Raw genomic sequence first — 16,322 nt, 5'->3', positions numbered from 1 at the left:
CTGCATGAGCGACGCCATTTCCTACACCATTCAGGCCAGTGTGGCCCCCCTCACCGCAACGGTTCGCGTGCGCATCAAATGCCGGGCCTCCGCCGGCTCCCACCGCTGGCGCCTCGATATGCCCCGCCTGCTGTGGGCCTCCATGGGTACCGCGCAGGCCGCTGATTTCATCACGGAGCAGTATTTCGACGCGTACCCGGCCACCCGCGAGTTGGTGGGGCTGCAGCACATTGCCTGGGCCGTGGCTACCTCCCTGGAAGACGCCGAGCAGTTCTTCGATCCAAATGCTCAGAACTAAACCGGCCGGCAAATCCGCATTTAACGCACGCAGATTCAGCCCAACGCCGAGGGCCTAACGCCCGGCTTCGGCGTTGGGCGCCCGGACGCTAACATCGGCTGTGCCTCGATGTATCCGCCGGCCCGGCCCCAGAACACCATGCCCCTCTCCCTGCTCCGTGCACCGCTGCGGCTGGTGCCCGCCGGCCAGTACGCGCACGTTTACCGCCGCTCCCGCCCAGCCCTGGGAGTGCGTGGCCCGCACCGCGCACAGTCCGTTCTTGACCGCTCGCACCTGCCCATGGGCGCCCCCGCCGGGTACGTGGTGCTTTACTACGACCCGGCCTGCACGACGGGCGTCGCGGCCGCGACGCCCGTCGTGCAGGCCGGCGCCGCCCCACTCCCGCCCGCAGCCAGCCTCCTGCACCTGGGCTGACGCGGCCCGGGAGCGGGACAACGGGCGGGCTCCCGGAATTTAGCGCGGCGGCCGGAAGCGCGCCAGGTACGGCGCCGTGCGGCTTTCCCGTGCCCGGGCCACCTCAGCCGGCGGCCCCTGGGCCACCACCCGGCCGCCCTCGTCGCCGGCGCCGGGGCCCATGTCGAGCACCCAGTCGCTGCTGGCCACCACGCGCATGTCGTGCTCCACTACCACGACGGTGTTGCCGGCTTCCACCAGCCGCTCGAGCTGGGCCAGCAGCCGTTCCACGTCGGCGGGGTGCAGGCCGGTGGTGGGCTCGTCGAGGACGTAGAGCGCGTGGCCGCGCTGGGCTTTCTGCAGCTCCGTGGCCAGCTTGATGCGCTGGGCCTCGCCCCCCGACAGCTCGGTGGCGGGCTGGCCGAGGCGCAGGTAGCCCAGGCCCACCTCGCGCAGCACCGTGAGGGCGCGCTGCACGGTGGGCTCCTCGTCGAAGAACTCCCAGGCGGCGTCCACCGTCAGCCCGAGCACCTCGGCTATGTTCTTGTCGCGGTAGGTAATTTCCAGCGTTTTGGCGTTGTAGCGGGCGCCGTGGCAAGTGGGGCACGGCGCATATACGCTCGGCAGAAACAGCAGCTCTACCATCACAAAGCCTTCGCCCTGGCAATGCTCGCAGCGGCCCTTGGCCACGTTGAAAGAAAAGCGGCCCGCGTCGTAGCGGCGCTTGCGGGCGGCGGGCGTGGCCGCGAACAGCTTGCGCACGTGGTCGAAGAGGCCGGTGTAGGTGGCCATGTTGGAGCGCGGCGTGCGCCCGATGGGCTTCTGATCCACGCGCACCAGCCGGCGGATACCTTCCATCCCTTCCACGATACGGCCCTCGGCAGGAAGCGTCACAAACGAGGATTGCAGCAGATCGGCTTCGCCTTCGTCCGCCGTTCCGGCTTCCTCGTGCTTCACGCCTAGTTCTTCGCTAACCAACTCCACCAGCACTTGGCTGACCAAGCTGGACTTGCCCGAACCCGACACGCCCGTGACGGTGGTGAGTACGCCCAACGGAAAGGCCACCTCCAGGTCCTGCAGGTTGTTGCGCGTGACGCCCGCCAGCCGCAGCCAGCCCTGGGGCGGCCGGGGTGCCGGGGCGGCGCCCGCCGCCTCGCCGAAGAGGTATCGCCGCGTCTGCGAGGCGGCCACCTGCTGCAGGCCGGCCGGCCGGCCGCTGTACAGGATTTCGCCGCCCTGCTCGCCGGCCGCGGGCCCCACGTCCACCAGCCAGTCGGCCTGGCGCACCACGTCGAGGTTGTGCTCCACCACGAACAGCGAATTGCCGGCCCCTTTCAGGGTGTGCAGGGCGGTGAGCAGCGCTTCGGTATCCGAGGGGTGCAGGCCGGCGCTGGGCTCATCGAGCACGTACACCACCCCGAACAGGTTGGAGTACAGCTGCGTGGCCAGGCGCAGGCGCTGCAGCTCGCCCGGCGAGAGCGTGGGCGTGCTGCGTTCCAGCGCCAGGTAGCCCAGCCCCAAGTCCAGGAGCACGGCGAGACGTGCCACCAGGTCGCAGGCAATGCGGCGGGCCACTTCGGCCTGCTCGGGGTGCTCGGCGTCGTGCTTCTTGCGGCCCCGGGCAGTGCCTTCGGCGTAGGGCCGCAGCAGCTCCGCCACCCGCTTCAGCGGCAGCCGCGACATGTCGGCAATGTCGAGGCCGGCGAAGGTGACGGCCAGCGACTCGGGCCGCAGCCGCTTGCCGCCGCAGGTGGGGCACTCGGTGCTGAGCATGTATTGCAGGGCGCGCTTTTTCATCTGGGCGCTCTGCGTGTTGGCGAAGGTATGGAGCACGTGGCGCCGGGCACTGCTGAAGGTGCCCATGTAGTTGGGCGGCTCCTTGCGCTTAACGGCACGCTGCGTTTCGGCGGGCGTGTAGCCGGGGTACACGGGCACCACGGGCTGCTCGTCGGTGAAGAGAATCCAGTCGCGCTGCGCCTGCGGCAAATCCCGCCACGGAATGTCCACGTCGTAGCCGAGGGTGACGAGGATGTCGCGCTGGTTCTGGCCGCCCCAGGCCTGGGGCCAGGCCTGAATGGCCCGCTCGCGGATGGTCAGCGAGGGGTCGGGCACCATGCTCTGCTCCGTCACTTCGTAGATGCGGCCCAGGCCGTGGCACTGCGGACAGGCGCCTTCGGGCGTGTTCGAGGAAAACGCCTCGGCGTAGATGATGCCCTGCCCGGCGGGGTAGTCGCCGGCGCGCGAGTAGAGCATGCGCAGCAGGTTGGAGAGCGTGGTGACGGAGCCCACCGAGGAGCGCGTGGTGGGCGTGCCGCGCTGCTGCTGCAGGGCCACCGCCGGCGGCAGCCCGTCGATGCTGTCGACCTCGGGCACGGCCATCTGGTGAAACAACCGCCGCGCGTAGGGCGACACGGATTCCAGGTAGCGGCGCTGCGCCTCGGCGTAAAGCGTGCCGAACGCAAGCGACGACTTTCCCGAGCCCGACACGCCGGTAAACACCACCAGCGCGTCGCGCGGGATTGCCACGTCGACGTTTTTGAGGTTGTGCTCCCGGGCGCCGCGCACGCGCACGAAGCCGGTGAAGTCCTGATCGGAAGGCGGGGAAGCAGGTTTGGCCATGGGCAAGGATTGCAGGAAAGATCAGGCAAGCATACGCAGCCCACGGCGCGACATCCGCGCCCAGCCGCGAAAACTTCGTTGAGAGCGGCAGCGCGGCCCTTCCCCTCTGTCGGCAAACTCCAGGCACCCTGCTGCGCCAAGCGGCCACCCGATGCAGCCGAACGGGGCGTAAGCGCAAGGCGGCATTTCAGAACCCCACCTTTTTCGACCGTTCGATCAGCCTTCCGCAGTACCAGCTCTTGCCGTAGCTGCGCTACGCATCCAGGCGCAGCAGGCAGGCGGAGTTGATGCAGTAGCGCAGGCCGGTGGGCTCCGGGCCATCGGGAAAGACGTGCCCGAGATGCCCGCCGCACACGTTGCAGCGCACTTCCATGCGGTGCAGGCCGTGGCTGTCGTCGAAGGCGTAGCACACGGCATTTTTGGCTACGGGCCGGGTAAAGCTGGGCCAGCCCGATATGGCGTGGTACTTCGCCGTAGCGTCGAAGAGCACGCTGCCGCAGCCCGCGCAGGCGTACACGCCGGGCTCGTAGGAACGGCAGTAGGCGTTGCGGTAGGGCGGCTCGGTGCCCTGGCCGCGCAGGATGGCAAACTGCGCGGCCGTGAGCTGCGCCTGCCACTCCGCCTCCGACCGCTCCACCCGCCGCGGCGGCTCGGGGTTGCCGTACTTGGCGTACTTGATGATGTCGCCCCAGCGCAACATGGCTACACCGCCGCTGCGCGCACCTGCGCGGCGGCCAGCTCCTGCCCAATGGCCGCAAACAACGGACGAGCGGCTACTTCTTCCTGCACGCAGCGCCGCTGCAGGTCCCACAGGCCTTCCACCGAAGCCTCCGCGCCGGCCGGCACTTGGCAGCGCTCCAGCAGCTCTTCCAGCAGGCAGCCAAAGGCCCGCACCTCCAGGCGCTGCAGGGCCCGGGCCGTAGCCGCGTCATCGGGCTCGAAAAAGCTGGCCGCGCCGAAGTCGCCGAGCAGGCAGGCCCCCGCGGGCGTGGTCAGCAGGTTGTGGGCGTACAGGTCGCCGTGCAGAATGCCCTGGGCGTGCAGGTGGGCCGCCGCGGCGGCCGTGCCCCCGGCAATGGCCAGCGCCGCCGCGAAGCTGAAGCGCGTTTCGGCCGGGTACACGTCGCGGGTGCAGGTGGTGAAGCTGGGGGGGCCGGCCAGATTGGTGTAGGCCGGGTCGATGAGCGTCAGTACCAAGCCCTCGGTGCCCGCCGGGTGCCCAGCTACCTGCCCTTCCACGCCGATCAGCTGGGGGTGGCGGCCCGCGCTGATGCAGGCATCCATTTCGCTGCGGGGCAACCCGTCGCTGGTTACGGCTCCCTTGAACAGCTTCACGGCCACGGCGCGCGGCGCGGCTCCCGGCCCCTGCCAGTCGGCTCGGTAGATGACGCCGGAGGCGCCTTCGCCCAGCACCTCGTGCAGCGTCAGCTCCGTCCAGGCGATGCGCCGCATGGGGTGGCGGGCTACCACCGCCGTTTCGCTGCGGTCGGCGAACGGGTTGCCAGCGTAGGCCAGCCACGCGAGGCGCGGCAGCGTGAGCAGCCAGGCCGGCAGCGCCGCGAGCTGGTTGCCGGCGATGCGCAGCAGCTCCAGCCGCGTGCAGCCGGCCATGGTTGCGGGCAGCGCCGTGAGGCGGTTGCCGGCCAGCATGAGCTTCTGCAGTTCGGTGCACCGGCCGATTTCGGGCGGCAGGGCGTCGAGCTGGTTGTCGGTCAGAATCAGCCAGCGCAGCCGGGGGGGCAGGGCTGCGGCGGGCAGCGTGCGAATCTGGTTGGCCTTGAAGCCGACCATGCTCAGCTGCGCGCACCGGCCCAGCGCCTCGGGCACGCGGGTAAAGCGGTTGTCGGAGCAGAACAGGATGCGCAGCCGGTGCAGCCGGTGCAGGTCGGCGGGCAGGTCCGCGAGCTGATTGCCGGAGAGGTTCAGCACCTCCAGGGTATCGGCCAGGTCAAATATTTCGCGGGGAAATTCCGTCAGGCCGGCCGATAAATCGAGGCGCCGGGCGCCGGCAAGGGCACCGGCGCGCAGCTGCTCCAGGGTATGCATGGGGCAAAGGTCGGAAAGCCGGCGCGAAACGCCCGGCCGTACGCGTATCCGCGCCGGGCCCGGGTTAAGAGCTGCACGAGAGCGTGGCGCTGCCGGGCTTTTCGCGGGCCCACTCGGGGCGTTTGGCGGCCAGCTCCTCGTGCTCGGGCTGCTCGTCGAAGGGCCGCTTCAGCACCGCCATCAAGCGGTTCAGCGGCGCCAAATCGCCCGCCTCGGCGGCTTCGATGGCCTGCGCGGCGAGGTAGTTGCGCAGCACGTACTTGGGGTTGGCGGCGAGCATGCCCGCACGCAGCGCCTCCGGCTCGGCTGCTTCGGCCCGCAGGCGCTGCAGGTAGCGCACCAGCCACGCCCGCAGCTGCGCCACCCCTTCCGCCGACGACTCCGGGTAGGCTGCGGCGGTCAGCAGCTCGTCCCAGGCGGCCTCGTTTTCGGGCGCCGTGAGCAGCGCCGGGACGAGGTACGCGAGGCGGCGGAAGAAGATGGTCATGTCCACCTTTGCAACGGCCAGGGCTTCGAGCAAAGCTTCGAGCAGCGCCTCGTCATCGGGCTGCTCGCTCGTCAGGCCCAGCTTGCGGCGCAGATGAGCGTTACGGGTCTGGGTGAAGATGCGCACGTACTCGTCGAGGGCCGGGCGCAGCTGCTGCACGTCGGGCACCAGCGGGATGAGGGCCTGCGCCAGCATCATCAGGTTCCAGAGGGCCACGCGCGGCTGCTGCCCGAAGGCGTAGCGGTGGGTAGCAAAGTCGGTGGTGTTGGGCGTCCAGTCCGGGTCGTAGGGCTCCAGCCAGCCGTAGGGGCCGTAATCGATGGTGAGGCCCAGAATGCTCATGTTGTCGGTGTTCATCACCCCGTGCACGAAGCCCACCGTCATCCAGTGGGCAATCATCACGGCCGTGCGGCGGCACACTTCGGCAAACCAGCGCAGGTAGACTTCCGCCGACGGCGCGCCCAGCTCGGGGTAGTAGCGCCGGATGACGTAGTCGGCCAGGGCGCGCAGGTTGTCGATTTCGCCGGCGGCCGCAAACAGCTGGAAGTTGCCGAAGCGCACGAAGGTGGGCGCCACGCGGGCCACCACCGCGCCGGGCTCGGGCTGCGGGTTGCCGTTGTAGAACATGTCGCGCACCACCAGGTCGCCGGTGCCCACCAGGCTCAGCGCCCGGGTGGTGGGTACGCCCAGCGCGTGCATGGCTTCGGAGCAGAGAAACTCGCGCAGGGAAGAGCGCAGCACGGCGCGGCCGTCGGCGCGGCGCGAGTACGGCGTGGGACCGGCGCCCTTGAGCTGAATTTCCCAGGGCCGCCCTTCCACGTCGACCACCTCGCCCAGGCTGATGGCGCGGCCGTCGCCGAGCTGCCCGGCCCAGTTGCCGAACTGGTGCCCGCCGTAGCGCGCGGCGAAGGGCTTCATCGTGGGCGTGACGAGGTTGCCGGCCAGCACCTCCACGGCCGCGCCGCGCGTGGGCGGCCGGCTCAGGCCCAGCTGGGCGGCCAGCTCGTCGGACCAGGCCAGCAGGTGCGGGTCGCGCACGGGCGTGGGCGTCACCCGGGAATAAGCGTAGCCGGGTACCTGCCGCGGCTGCCGGTCGCCGGAGGCCTCGCCGCGCAGCTCATCGACGAAGGAATTCTGAAACGGGACCTGATCTATGGAGTGGGACGGCACGGGCTTGCTCAGATGGGGTGGGCGGATAATCGAACGCGGCCAGCCGGCCGCCGGTTGCCAACACCCATCCGGCGCGCAGGTTTCCATTCCGGCTGTTGATTTTACTGGGGCCGATCCGGCAACGGAGTTTTCTAACCCTCCAAGACCCTAATGCTCCCCAGCCTGCCCGTGCACCGTCGGCAGTGCCAGGCGCTGCACCGTTTCGCCCTCGAAATCGAACTCGATGAGCACGGCCGGCGCGTCGCCTTCCACCCAGCCGTCGTGGCCGGGCTCGATGGCTACCACCTGGGGCGCCACGAAGGTCTGGGTAACGCCGTCGGCATAGCGGATGCCGATGCTGCCGGCGGCCAGAAAGCCTACGTGCGCGTGCATGCACAGCGCGGTGCCCACCACCGGCTGCATGTGCTCGGACCAGCGGAAGCCCACCGGATACACGATGCGCTTGACGCGCGCCGCGCCCGTGGGCACCACGTCGACGGTTACGCCGCCTACCTGGCGGTGCTGCGCGCCCAGAATGGGGGCCAGAAGGGTGTCGTGCTGACTCATATCAACGAAAGTTAGGTGTGGGCGGGGTTGGCGCTGATCCGAAGCAGGCAGTCCGGTTTTTCCAGCGGCGCTGAGCGTTTCTGACCGGCCCGGCTTCGGCTTTGGGACTGGCTAAAGATAGCGCAATGTATGTAGCAACTGTCCCGCCTGATTGCGCGGCCGCCGGGCTGGCTTTTACTCCCGGGTCGAGCGTAGCCCCGCCCCACGAAGCCAGTGATGCCGCCGCTTCTTTCAGCTTACCGGCGGGCGTGGCGCGGACCCACTTATCGGGGCCGCGCGGAGCGGGCAGTCGGGCGTTGCCACCGCCGGCTGCGGGTGTGCGCAGCTGCCCGCTCCGCGCGGCCCTGACGTGAGAACGGCCCGTTGGGCATTAGCGGGCAGAGCTACAACGCTGTTTTCATTATCAACCGGTTACGAAAGCCACAAGCCAAATTTTCGATGCGGCCGCCGCAAAAGCAATGCAACCTTTCGGCTGGGCTGCGGGTAAAAAAACGCCTAACCAAAACCCACATTCCCGCCATGGCTAATTACAATCAGCACCACGACGACGACCGGGATTACCGCGGCCGCAATCAGAATTCGGGCAACCAAAACCGTGACTGGAGCCGCTCCGATGACAACCGCCGCAGCTCCTCGCAAAACCAGTACGGCCGCCACGACGACGATGACAACAACACCCGCGGCGTGAGTGGCCGCTACGGCTACAGCAGCGGCTCCTACTCATCCTCGACCGATGACGACCGGCGCCAGGACTACGGCCGCGGCCGCTCGGGCAGCATGAGCGGCTCGGGCATGGGCTCCGGCATGAGTTCGGGTATGAACTCGGGCATGGGCCGCAGCAGCTACGACGATGACTACAGCCGCTACGGCAGCCAGGGCAGCATGGGCCGCGGCAGCTCGGATTACGGTTCCTCTTCCTCGCGCGGCATGAGCGGTGGCTACGGCCAGCAGGATCAGTACCGCTCCTCCTCCTCGCGCGACATGGGCTCGTCCTCCTACGACAGCCGCTCGCGGGGCATGGGCTCGGGCTCGTACGGGAGCTCCGATTACGACTCGCGCAACCAGGGCGGCTACGGTAGCAGCTACGGCCAGCAGGCTTACAGCAGCGGCTCCAACCCGCAGAACTACGGCCGCGGCGACCAGTACGGCTCGCAGCAGAACATGGGTGGCATGGGCCGCAGCCGCTACGATCAGCACGACGACTACAACCGCTCGGGCAGCATGTCGGGCATGAACTCCGGCATGAGCAACCGCGGCGGCATGGGCAGCCAAGACAACTACGGCAGCCGTTCGGGCTACAGCCAGAACTACTACGACCAGGACGAGAACAGCCGCTACCGCCAAAGCCGCGGCAGCTACCAGGACGACCGCGACCAGGACAGGGGCGAGCACCGCGGCTTTATTGACCGCATGACCGACCGCATTTCCGACTGGTTCGGCGACGACGATGACCGCAACGACCGCCGCCGCTAAGAGCTCGGCATAATCAAGTTTCTACCACTGAGGCCCGGGGCAATCCGGGCCTCAGTGCGTTTACCGGCCTACCCCAGAGGCGACCGGCGACTTTTCCTCTCCGCCCCACGGCGGCGCCACGCCCGGGCCTCAGGCCAGCAGCGGAAGCACCCGCTCGCGCCAGAGCTGCAGGTGGTGCGCCTCGTGGCCGGGCAGCATGTAGACCAGGGCGCGCACGCTCACGGGCATGCCGCTGGCCGACCCCACGCGCGCAAATGCTTCGGCCGTAAACGACGCCAGCAGCGCCAGGGTGGCGGCGCGCTGCGCGTCGTACTCCCGCAGGATATCGGCCAGGGCGCGGGCGTCGGCGCCGGCGTAGGCCGTGAACTGGTCCTGGTCGAAGCCGGGCAAGGGGTGCTGGTCGGCGCGGGCAATGCGCAGAGCGCGGTAAGCGAAGACGCGCTCCGTGTCGATGATGTGCACCAGCGTCTCCTTGATGCTCCACTTACCGGGCGCGTAGCGCAGCAACGCCTGCTCGTCGGAGAGATTTTCCAGCATGGCGCGGAGCTCGGCCTGCTGAGCGCGCAGCTGCTCCACCGGGTCGGTCCCGGCGGGAATCTGCTGGATGTAACGGTCGTAGTAGGCGCCGTATTCGGAGGCGGCGGGGCGGGTGATGCGGAAGCTACTCATGCGGCGAAGCTACGGCATGCGGCGCAGCCATGCGCCGGGCTGCTGCCGCGCTTCTCCTGCCTGGGCGTTCGGCATGCTTGGCCCGCGTACCGGCAGCCAGCCGGAAAGCTCGCAGAACCCGGGGCGAAGGCATCGGTACGCCACGCGCCTGCCGGAGCCCAGCTGAGGCTACAGGGCCAGCTGGCCCTGAGCGGTTTCCAAATCGAGCAGGCGCCTTTTGCGCCACAGGCCCCCGCCGTAGCCCGTCAGCTTACCGTCGGCCCCGATGACGCGGTGGCAGGGCACCAGAATGGCCACCCGGTTCAGCCCGTTGGCGGCGGCCACGGCCCGCACCGCACCGGGTTGCTGCAGGGCAGTGGCCTGCTGCTGGTACGAGCGGGTGGCCCCGTACGGAATCAGCTGCAGCTGCTGCCACGCGGCCTGCTGAAACGGCGTCCCGGGCAGGTGCAGCGGCACCGAAAACGTGCGGCGGCGGCCCGCAAAATACTCGGCCAGTTGGGCTTCCAGCAGCGCAAAGTGCGGGTTCGGGCCGGGCACGATGGTCGCCTGCAGAAGGCGGGCCAGGGCCTTGAACTCGGTTTCGAGCTGGCGGCGGTCCGTGAATTCGAGCAGGCACACGCCTTCCGGCACCGCGCAGGCCACCATGGGGCCGAGCGGCGTTTCCAGGCGCGCAAGGTCGATGACGCGCTGCCCGCGCCCGGCCGAAGGCGCCACGCCGAACACCGCCTTAAAGGAATCCTGAAAGCCGCTCAGCGACTCGTAACCCGCCTCGAAGGCCGTAGCGGTAACGGATTGGCCGGCCTGCAGCTGCTTGACGGCGGCGTTGATGCGTACCATGCGTTGGTAGGCTTGAAAGGTGAGGCCGTGGTGGCGCAAAAACCAGCGCCGCACGGTGCTGGGCACCAGGCCCTGGGCGCGCAGGGCGCCGTCGGGCAGGCGGGTGCCGGGCTGGGCGTGCAGCTGCCGGAGCAGCGCCGCCATTTCGGCCGGGGCGTCGGCGGGCGGTGCCAGGGGCGTGCACACCTTGCAGGGCCGGTAGCCGTGGTGCTGGGCCTGCGCGGCCGTGCCGAAAAACTCTACGTTTTCGGGCCGGGGCTTGCGCGCGGTGCAGGTTGGCCGGCAGAAGATGCCCGTGGTTTTGACCGCCGCGATGAACGTGCCCTCGTAGGCCGGGTCTTTGGCCACCAGGGCGCGGTAATACTCGGCGGCGAGCTGCTCGGTCATGGGAAAGTGGTTTTGGAACGAAGGTAGCCCGCCGCAGTGCCGGCCGGCAACCGAAAACGGTCCACCTATTTTTTCAGCCGGCGGCACGGGCGCGCTGCCGGCCGGGCCGCACCCTACGGCAGTCTCCTGTGCCCGTGTGGCAAGCGGCCGCACCAAAACCACCGTCTTGGTGCGCCAGCCCGCGGGTAGCCGCGCGCAAGAAGCCGCTGCCGTGGCCGTGGGGAAAGCTTTCGGCTGAACAATCGATAATCCAAAGATTCGCAGGAAGGTACAGGACACGCCAGAGCGGCCAGCGGAATACTATTGCCCCGGCGGCGGGCTAAGTCAGTAACCGCTCACTGACTACTTCAGAGGGCCCCGCCGCCGGCCTGCTCTCCCTGCACCTTACCAAACCCATTCCACATGAAAACAAGTACCCCTTTGCTGCGGCGAAGCGTGGCCGCCCTGGGCGCCGTGGCTTCACTACAGCTCGTTTCTGCCGCTGCGGCCGAGGCGCAGACCGTGGCCTTTCCCGGCGCGGACGGCTTCGGCCGCTTCGCCACCGGCGCCCGCGGCGTGGCCGCCCGCTCGGTGTACGTGGTGACCAACCTCAACGACTCCGGCCCGGGCTCCTTCCGCGACGCGGTGAGCCAGCCGGGGCGGGTGGTGACCTTCGCCGTGGGCGGCATCATCCGGCTGCAGAGCAACGTGCAGGTGGCGCCCAACGTGACCATTGCCGGCCAGACGGCCCCCGGCGACGGCATCGTGCTCTTCAACAAGCGCGTCACGTTTACCGGGGCCAGCAACTCCATCGCGCGCTTTCTGCGCATTCGCCTCGGGGCCACCGACAACCAGGGCAACGACGCCTCGGGCCTCTCGCAGGGCTCCAACATCATCCTCGACCACATGTCCTTTTCCTGGGGCATGGACGAGGTGTTCAGCATCAACTGGGACGGCAAGGGCACCGCGCCCGACAACATCACCATCCAGAACTCCATCATCGGGCAGGGCCTGCACAAGGTCAACCACTCGGCGGGCGGGCTGATCCAGACCCCGGACGGCGGCAAGGTGAGCCTGCTCCAAAACCTCTACATCAGCAACAAGACCCGCAACCCCAAAGTCAAGGGCATCAACGAGTTCGTCAACAACGTGGTGTACGACTGGGGCAACGGCAACCGCCTCGGCAACCAGCTGAACTACGGCTGGTCGGGCGACGCTTACATCATGGGCGGCTCGGCGGGCGTGTCGGAGGTGAACATCATCAACAACTACTTCGTGGGCGGCCCGCTCACCCCGCCCAGCAAGACCACGCCCTTCTCGCGCGGCACCGGCACGTTCTACCTCTACGGGGCCGGCAACTACTTTGACAACGACCGGGACGGGCAGCTCAACGGCACCCTGGTGCCCTACGACACGGTGGGCTACCCCGGCATCGTCGGCGCGGGCTTCCGGCCGCAGCCCTTTGCCTACCCGGCGGCCGCGCCGCGCCTGACGGCCGTGCAGGCCTACCAGCACGTCATCGACTCGGCCGGGGCCTGCTACCCGCGCCGCGACCAGGTCGACGGGCTGATGATTGACGAGGTGCGCTCCAAGGGTACCCAGGGCTACTACGTGTACAACGAATCGGACTTGCCCTTCGCCAACGGTGGCCTGGGCGAAGTGTTCGGGGCTCCGACGCCCCCGGATTCGGACCAGGACGGCATGCCCGACTCCTGGGAAACCAGCCACGGCCTGAACCCCCAGAACGCCGCCGACGCGGTGGCCTTCAGCACCGCGCAGCCCGCGTACCTGAACGTGGAGGTGTACGTCAACTCGCTGATCAAAACGCCCGCGCCGGCCTTCGTGAAGCCGCCCACGGGCGTGCAGCTGCTGGCCACCTCCACGGAGCTGCCCGCGCCCAGCAGCGAAGTAACGCTGAGCTGGACTGACAACGCCACCACCGAGACGCACTTCGTGCTGGAGCGCTCCACCAACGGCACGAGTTACGCGGTCATCGCGCAGCCCGCGGCCGATGCCACGAGCTACTCCGACGCGGGCCTGACGCCCAACACGACCTACTACTACCGGCTCAAGACCGTGACGCCCACCACCGAATCGGCCTACAGCACGGTGGCCACGGTGCGCACCCCGGCCCTGCCGTCGGCCCCGGGCCTGGCGGCCAGCCCCACCCCCGCCGACGGGCTGCAGTACGCCGACCTCACGGCCGGCGGCATTCAGCTGAAGTGGACGGGCTCGGCCAATACCACGAGCTTCGGCGTGTACTTCGGCACCTCGCCGGGGGCGCTGACCAAGCGCGCGGACGTGGCCTACGCGGCCGCGCCCAGCTACACCGTGCCGGGCCTGGCCGACAACACGACCTACTACTGGCGCGTGGACGCCATCAACGCCAAAGGCGTTACCGAAGGCCCGGTGTGGTCGTTCCGCACCACCGGCAGCGTGGTGCCTGAAATGGTGGGCCACTGGGCCTTCGACGAAACCCAGGCCGACGGGCTGCAGATTCTCGACCAGTCGAGCTACCAGAACCACGGCGTGCTCGGCCTCGACGACGACGACCAGAGCATCCGCGTGCCGGGCAAGGAAAACGGGGCGCTGAACTTCGCCACCGCCGACCCCTCGCGCTACGTGGTGCGCATTCCGCACCAAGACCAGCTCTACCTCGACCGCAATTCCTTCTCCCTGTCATTCTGGATGAAGGCCGACCCGGCCACGCTGCCGCAGACCAACAACGAAAGCGCCTACCTGCTCTGCAAAGGCTCCATCACCCGCAACGCGGCCACCGGGGCCACCGGCAAGCGCTTCGACATCGAGTTCAAGAACCGGCAGCTGCGCTTCGCCATCGACGACGACGTGAACAAGGACGAGCTGCAAACCGACGGCACGCTGTTCTACTCCGGCCAGTGGGTGCACGTGGTGGCCATCCGCGACGTGCCCAACAAGAAGCTGCTGCTCTACCAGAACGGCACGCTCATCAAGGAAATCACCACCAAGGCCAACGGCATCGGCGAAACCAGCGCCCTGATCATCGGCAACATCGGCGAGCTGGAGTTTGCCGCCACGGCCAACGCCCCGGCGCCCTACACCGGACAGCTCGACGAGCTGAAGGTATTCAATTACGTGCTGTCGGCCCAGGACATCATCCGCCTGCGCCACGCCGGCCCGCTGCCTCTGCAGGCCTACAACCCCTCGCTGGCGCCCAACGCCGTGGTGGAAGGCTTCGGCGACGTGCGGGTGGGCTGGCAGGGCGGCTACCAGACCGACTCCTACAAGCTTTACCTGGGCACCTCGGCCACTAGCCTGGCCTTCGTGGGCGACGTGACGCTGGCCGACGCGGCCGCTACCCTGACCAACCTGACGGCCAACACCGCCTACTTCTGGCGGGTGGATGCCGTCAGCAGCCTGGGCACCACCACCGGCGAAACCTGGTCGTTCCGCACCGGCAACCCCCGCGGGCTGGTGGCGCACTACAAGCTGGACGAAACCACCGGCACCGTGGCCCGCGACCACAGCAACTACCGCCACGACGCGACCCTGCGCGGCCTGGGCACCAGCCAGTGGACCGGCCAGCAGCCGACCCCGGACGGCAAGTTTGGCAGCAGCCTGCTTTTCGGCCCGACCAGCGCCAGCAACGGCGCCGTGGTCGTGCCTAGCGCCCCGCAGCTGCTCTTCGACCAGAACTCGTTCACCGTGTCGCTCTGGACCAAGATTCCGCTCAACAACTACACCTCCTCGCCCGCGCCGGCCAAGGACACCTACCTGTTTCACAAGGGCACGTTTGAGGCGGGCACCGGCAAGTGGTACGGCCTGCAGCTGCGCGACGGGGTGCTGACCTTCAGCATCGACGACGGCACGACCAAAACCGACGCCGCCTTCCGCGTTTCGGCCGCCCCGAACAATTTGTTCACCAACCAATGGCAGCACATCGTGGCCATCCGCGACGTGGCCTCGAAGACGCTGAAGCTGTACCTGAACGGCACGCTCGTGGCCACCCGCGCCTACACCACCGGCACCATCGGCAAGGCCGACCCGCTGCTGCTCGGCAACTCGGCCGAGAACAAGCCCTTCCGCGACCTGCTCGACGACGTGCGCCTCTACAACTACGCCCTCGGCGACGCCGAAATTGCCCATCTGCTGGCCGGCTCGCCGCTGGTGGCCAAGGCTACCAGCCCTGGCCCGACCGACGGCGCTACCGGCGTCGGCTACGGCACGGTGCCGCTCAGCTGGAGCGGCTCGGCCCAAACCTACAACGTACTGCTGGGCACCTCGGCCGCCACGCTGGCGCCCGTCGCCACCGGCCTGACCACGCCCGGCTTCGCGGCCCCGAACCTCACGCAGCTCGGCCAGTACTTCTGGCGCGTGGATGCCGTGCGCGACGGGGAAACGGCCCCCGGCGACGTGTGGAGCTTCGCGGTGGCCGACACGGTGCGCCCCACGGTGACGACCCGCAACCTCTCGGTGACGCTGGTGCACGGCGCGGCCACCATCACGGCCGCCGACGTGGACAACGGCAGCCGCGACGACTACGGCCTGGCCTCGCTCACCCTGAACCGCACCGCCTTCGACTGCTCGCAGGTGGGTCCGCAGGAAGTGGTGCTGACGGCCACCGACGCCAACGGCAACCAGGCGTCGGCCCGCGCTACCGTGACGGTGGTGGGTGCCGTGCCGGCCCCGGCCGTTGCCGTGAGCCGCCTCGACCAGACGCCCACCGGCACCGACGCCCGCACCGTAGTGCTCGGCTACGGCGCGCAGGCCCTCACGCTGACGGCCTCGGTGCCCGCCCACGGCGCGACGACCACCTACGCCTGGAGCCCGGCCGCCGGCCTGAGCAACGCGGCCGCGGCCAACCCCGTCTTCACCCCCACCGCTGCCGGTAGCTACACCTTCACCGTAACGGCCACCAACCAGTTCGGCTGCGCGGCCACGGCGGAGGTGACCATCGAGGTGATTGATGCCCGCAGCGGCCCCCACGGCAACAAGGTGACAGTGTGCCACGACGGTAACCTCATCAGCGTAGCGGCCAGCGCCGTGCCGGCGCACCTGCAGCACGGCTGCAGCCTCGGCGCCTGCCCCACGGCCCTGCGCGGCGCCACGGCCAGCGCCCCGGCGGCCTCTGCGGATCTGCGGCCGCAAGCCGCCCGCGCGGCCAGCGGCCTGGCGTCCTTCACGGTGTATCCCACCGCCGTTACCGACGGCGTGCTACACTTCAGCGCGGCCGAAGCCGGCCAGCTGGAGCTGCTGAGCCTGGCCGGTCGGCAGCTGGCCCGCCACAGCGTGGCGGCCACGGCCAAGGGCACGCTGCCCGTAACCGGCCTGGCAGCGGGCACCTACCTGGTGCGCCTGACGACGGCCACGGGAAGCTTCACCAGCCGCGTGGTGGTGCCGTAGCGCCCCGGCCTCGGCTTTTCGAACCGGGCCTTCGCC

General features: G+C 69.0%; 11 protein-coding genes. 4 read left to right on the top strand and 7 right to left on the bottom strand.

Annotated elements, in window-relative coordinates; all coding sequences use genetic code 11:
• The first annotated feature begins 4 nt into the window (after window positions 1-4).
• Window positions 5-298, top strand: a complete 294-nt coding sequence (locus ACYVKQ_RS02950) for a hypothetical protein (RefSeq protein WP_460575452.1) — start codon at window positions 5-7, stop codon at window positions 296-298.
• Window positions 299-436: 138 nt separating this feature from the next.
• Window positions 437-712: a hypothetical protein gene (locus ACYVKQ_RS02945; RefSeq protein ID WP_460575450.1), complete on the top strand. Its 276-nt coding sequence runs from the start codon at window positions 437-439 to the stop codon at window positions 710-712.
• Window positions 713-751: 39 nt separating this feature from the next.
• Here ACYVKQ_RS02945 and uvrA read toward each other — a convergent pair whose 3' ends face one another.
• From uvrA to ACYVKQ_RS02920, 5 genes are all read right to left on the bottom strand, one after another.
• The gene (gene uvrA, locus ACYVKQ_RS02940) at window positions 752-3,310 is read right to left on the bottom strand and encodes an excinuclease ABC subunit UvrA (RefSeq protein WP_460575448.1); all 2,559 of its coding nucleotides are present in this window, start codon (window positions 3,308-3,310) and stop codon (window positions 752-754) included.
• A gap of 253 nt (window positions 3,311-3,563) precedes the next feature.
• Window positions 3,564-4,010: a peptide-methionine (R)-S-oxide reductase gene (msrB, locus tag ACYVKQ_RS02935; RefSeq protein ID WP_460575446.1), complete on the bottom strand. Its 447-nt coding sequence runs from the start codon at window positions 4,008-4,010 to the stop codon at window positions 3,564-3,566.
• 2 nt (window positions 4,011-4,012) lie between these two features.
• Entirely contained in the window at window positions 4,013-5,356 is a 1,344-nt protein-coding gene (locus tag ACYVKQ_RS02930) for a leucine-rich repeat-containing protein kinase family protein (protein WP_460575444.1), read from the bottom strand.
• Window positions 5,357-5,420: 64 nt separating this feature from the next.
• Window positions 5,421-7,025, bottom strand: coding sequence for a protein adenylyltransferase SelO (locus ACYVKQ_RS02925; protein ID WP_460575513.1), 1,605 nt, complete (start codon window positions 7,023-7,025; stop codon window positions 5,421-5,423).
• Window positions 7,026-7,160: 135 nt separating this feature from the next.
• Window positions 7,161-7,559 (bottom strand): cupin domain-containing protein, encoded by a 399-nt coding sequence (locus ACYVKQ_RS02920; protein WP_460575442.1) that lies wholly within the window; start codon window positions 7,557-7,559, stop codon window positions 7,161-7,163.
• Between the two features lie 519 nt (window positions 7,560-8,078).
• Here ACYVKQ_RS02920 and ACYVKQ_RS02915 point away from each other — a divergent pair.
• The gene (locus tag ACYVKQ_RS02915) at window positions 8,079-9,032 is read left to right on the top strand and encodes a hypothetical protein (protein ID WP_460575440.1); all 954 of its coding nucleotides are present in this window, start codon (window positions 8,079-8,081) and stop codon (window positions 9,030-9,032) included.
• A 129-nt stretch (window positions 9,033-9,161) separates the two neighbouring features.
• On the opposite strand, the gene ACYVKQ_RS02910 is transcribed toward ACYVKQ_RS02915, so the two are convergent.
• Together ACYVKQ_RS02910 and ACYVKQ_RS02905 are read right to left on the bottom strand one after the other, a co-directional pair.
• A complete protein-coding gene (locus ACYVKQ_RS02910; RefSeq protein WP_460575438.1) occupies window positions 9,162-9,701 on the bottom strand; it encodes a DinB family protein in 540 nt (179 codons plus the stop codon).
• Window positions 9,702-9,869: 168 nt separating this feature from the next.
• A complete protein-coding gene (locus ACYVKQ_RS02905) occupies window positions 9,870-10,925 on the bottom strand; it encodes a bifunctional transcriptional activator/DNA repair enzyme AdaA (RefSeq protein ID WP_460575436.1) in 1,056 nt (351 codons plus the stop codon).
• A 402-nt stretch (window positions 10,926-11,327) separates the two neighbouring features.
• Here ACYVKQ_RS02905 and ACYVKQ_RS02900 point away from each other — a divergent pair, with 402 nt between their 5' ends.
• Window positions 11,328-16,286, top strand: coding sequence for a LamG-like jellyroll fold domain-containing protein (locus ACYVKQ_RS02900; RefSeq protein WP_460575434.1), 4,959 nt, complete (start codon window positions 11,328-11,330; stop codon window positions 16,284-16,286).
• Window positions 16,287-16,322: the final 36 nt, after the last annotated feature.

The organism is Hymenobacter coalescens, assembly GCF_054783195.1.
Note: the sequence above shows the minus strand (reverse complement) of the source record. Positions and strands in the feature narration are given on the sequence as shown.

Bases quoted from the DNA above. Each gene is read 5' to 3' on its own strand.
- ACYVKQ_RS02950 (WP_460575452.1), top strand. From the start codon at position 5: ATGAGCGACGCCATTTCCTACACCATTCAGGCCAGTGTGGCCCCCCTC.
- ACYVKQ_RS02945 (WP_460575450.1), top strand. From the start codon at position 437: ATGCCCCTCTCCCTGCTCCGTGCACCGCTGCGGCTGGTGCCCGCCGGC.
- uvrA (WP_460575448.1), bottom strand. From the start codon at position 3,310: ATGGCCAAACCTGCTTCCCCGCCTTCCGATCAGGACTTCACCGGCTTC.
- msrB (WP_460575446.1), bottom strand. From the start codon at position 4,010: ATGTTGCGCTGGGGCGACATCATCAAGTACGCCAAGTACGGCAACCCC.
- ACYVKQ_RS02930 (WP_460575444.1), bottom strand. From the start codon at position 5,356: ATGCATACCCTGGAGCAGCTGCGCGCCGGTGCCCTTGCCGGCGCCCGG.
- ACYVKQ_RS02920 (WP_460575442.1), bottom strand. From the start codon at position 7,559: ATGAGTCAGCACGACACCCTTCTGGCCCCCATTCTGGGCGCGCAGCAC.
- ACYVKQ_RS02915 (WP_460575440.1), top strand. From the start codon at position 8,079: ATGGCTAATTACAATCAGCACCACGACGACGACCGGGATTACCGCGGC.
- ACYVKQ_RS02910 (WP_460575438.1), bottom strand. From the start codon at position 9,701: ATGAGTAGCTTCCGCATCACCCGCCCCGCCGCCTCCGAATACGGCGCC.
- ACYVKQ_RS02905 (WP_460575436.1), bottom strand. From the start codon at position 10,925: ATGACCGAGCAGCTCGCCGCCGAGTATTACCGCGCCCTGGTGGCCAAA.
- ACYVKQ_RS02900 (WP_460575434.1), top strand. From the start codon at position 11,328: ATGAAAACAAGTACCCCTTTGCTGCGGCGAAGCGTGGCCGCCCTGGGC.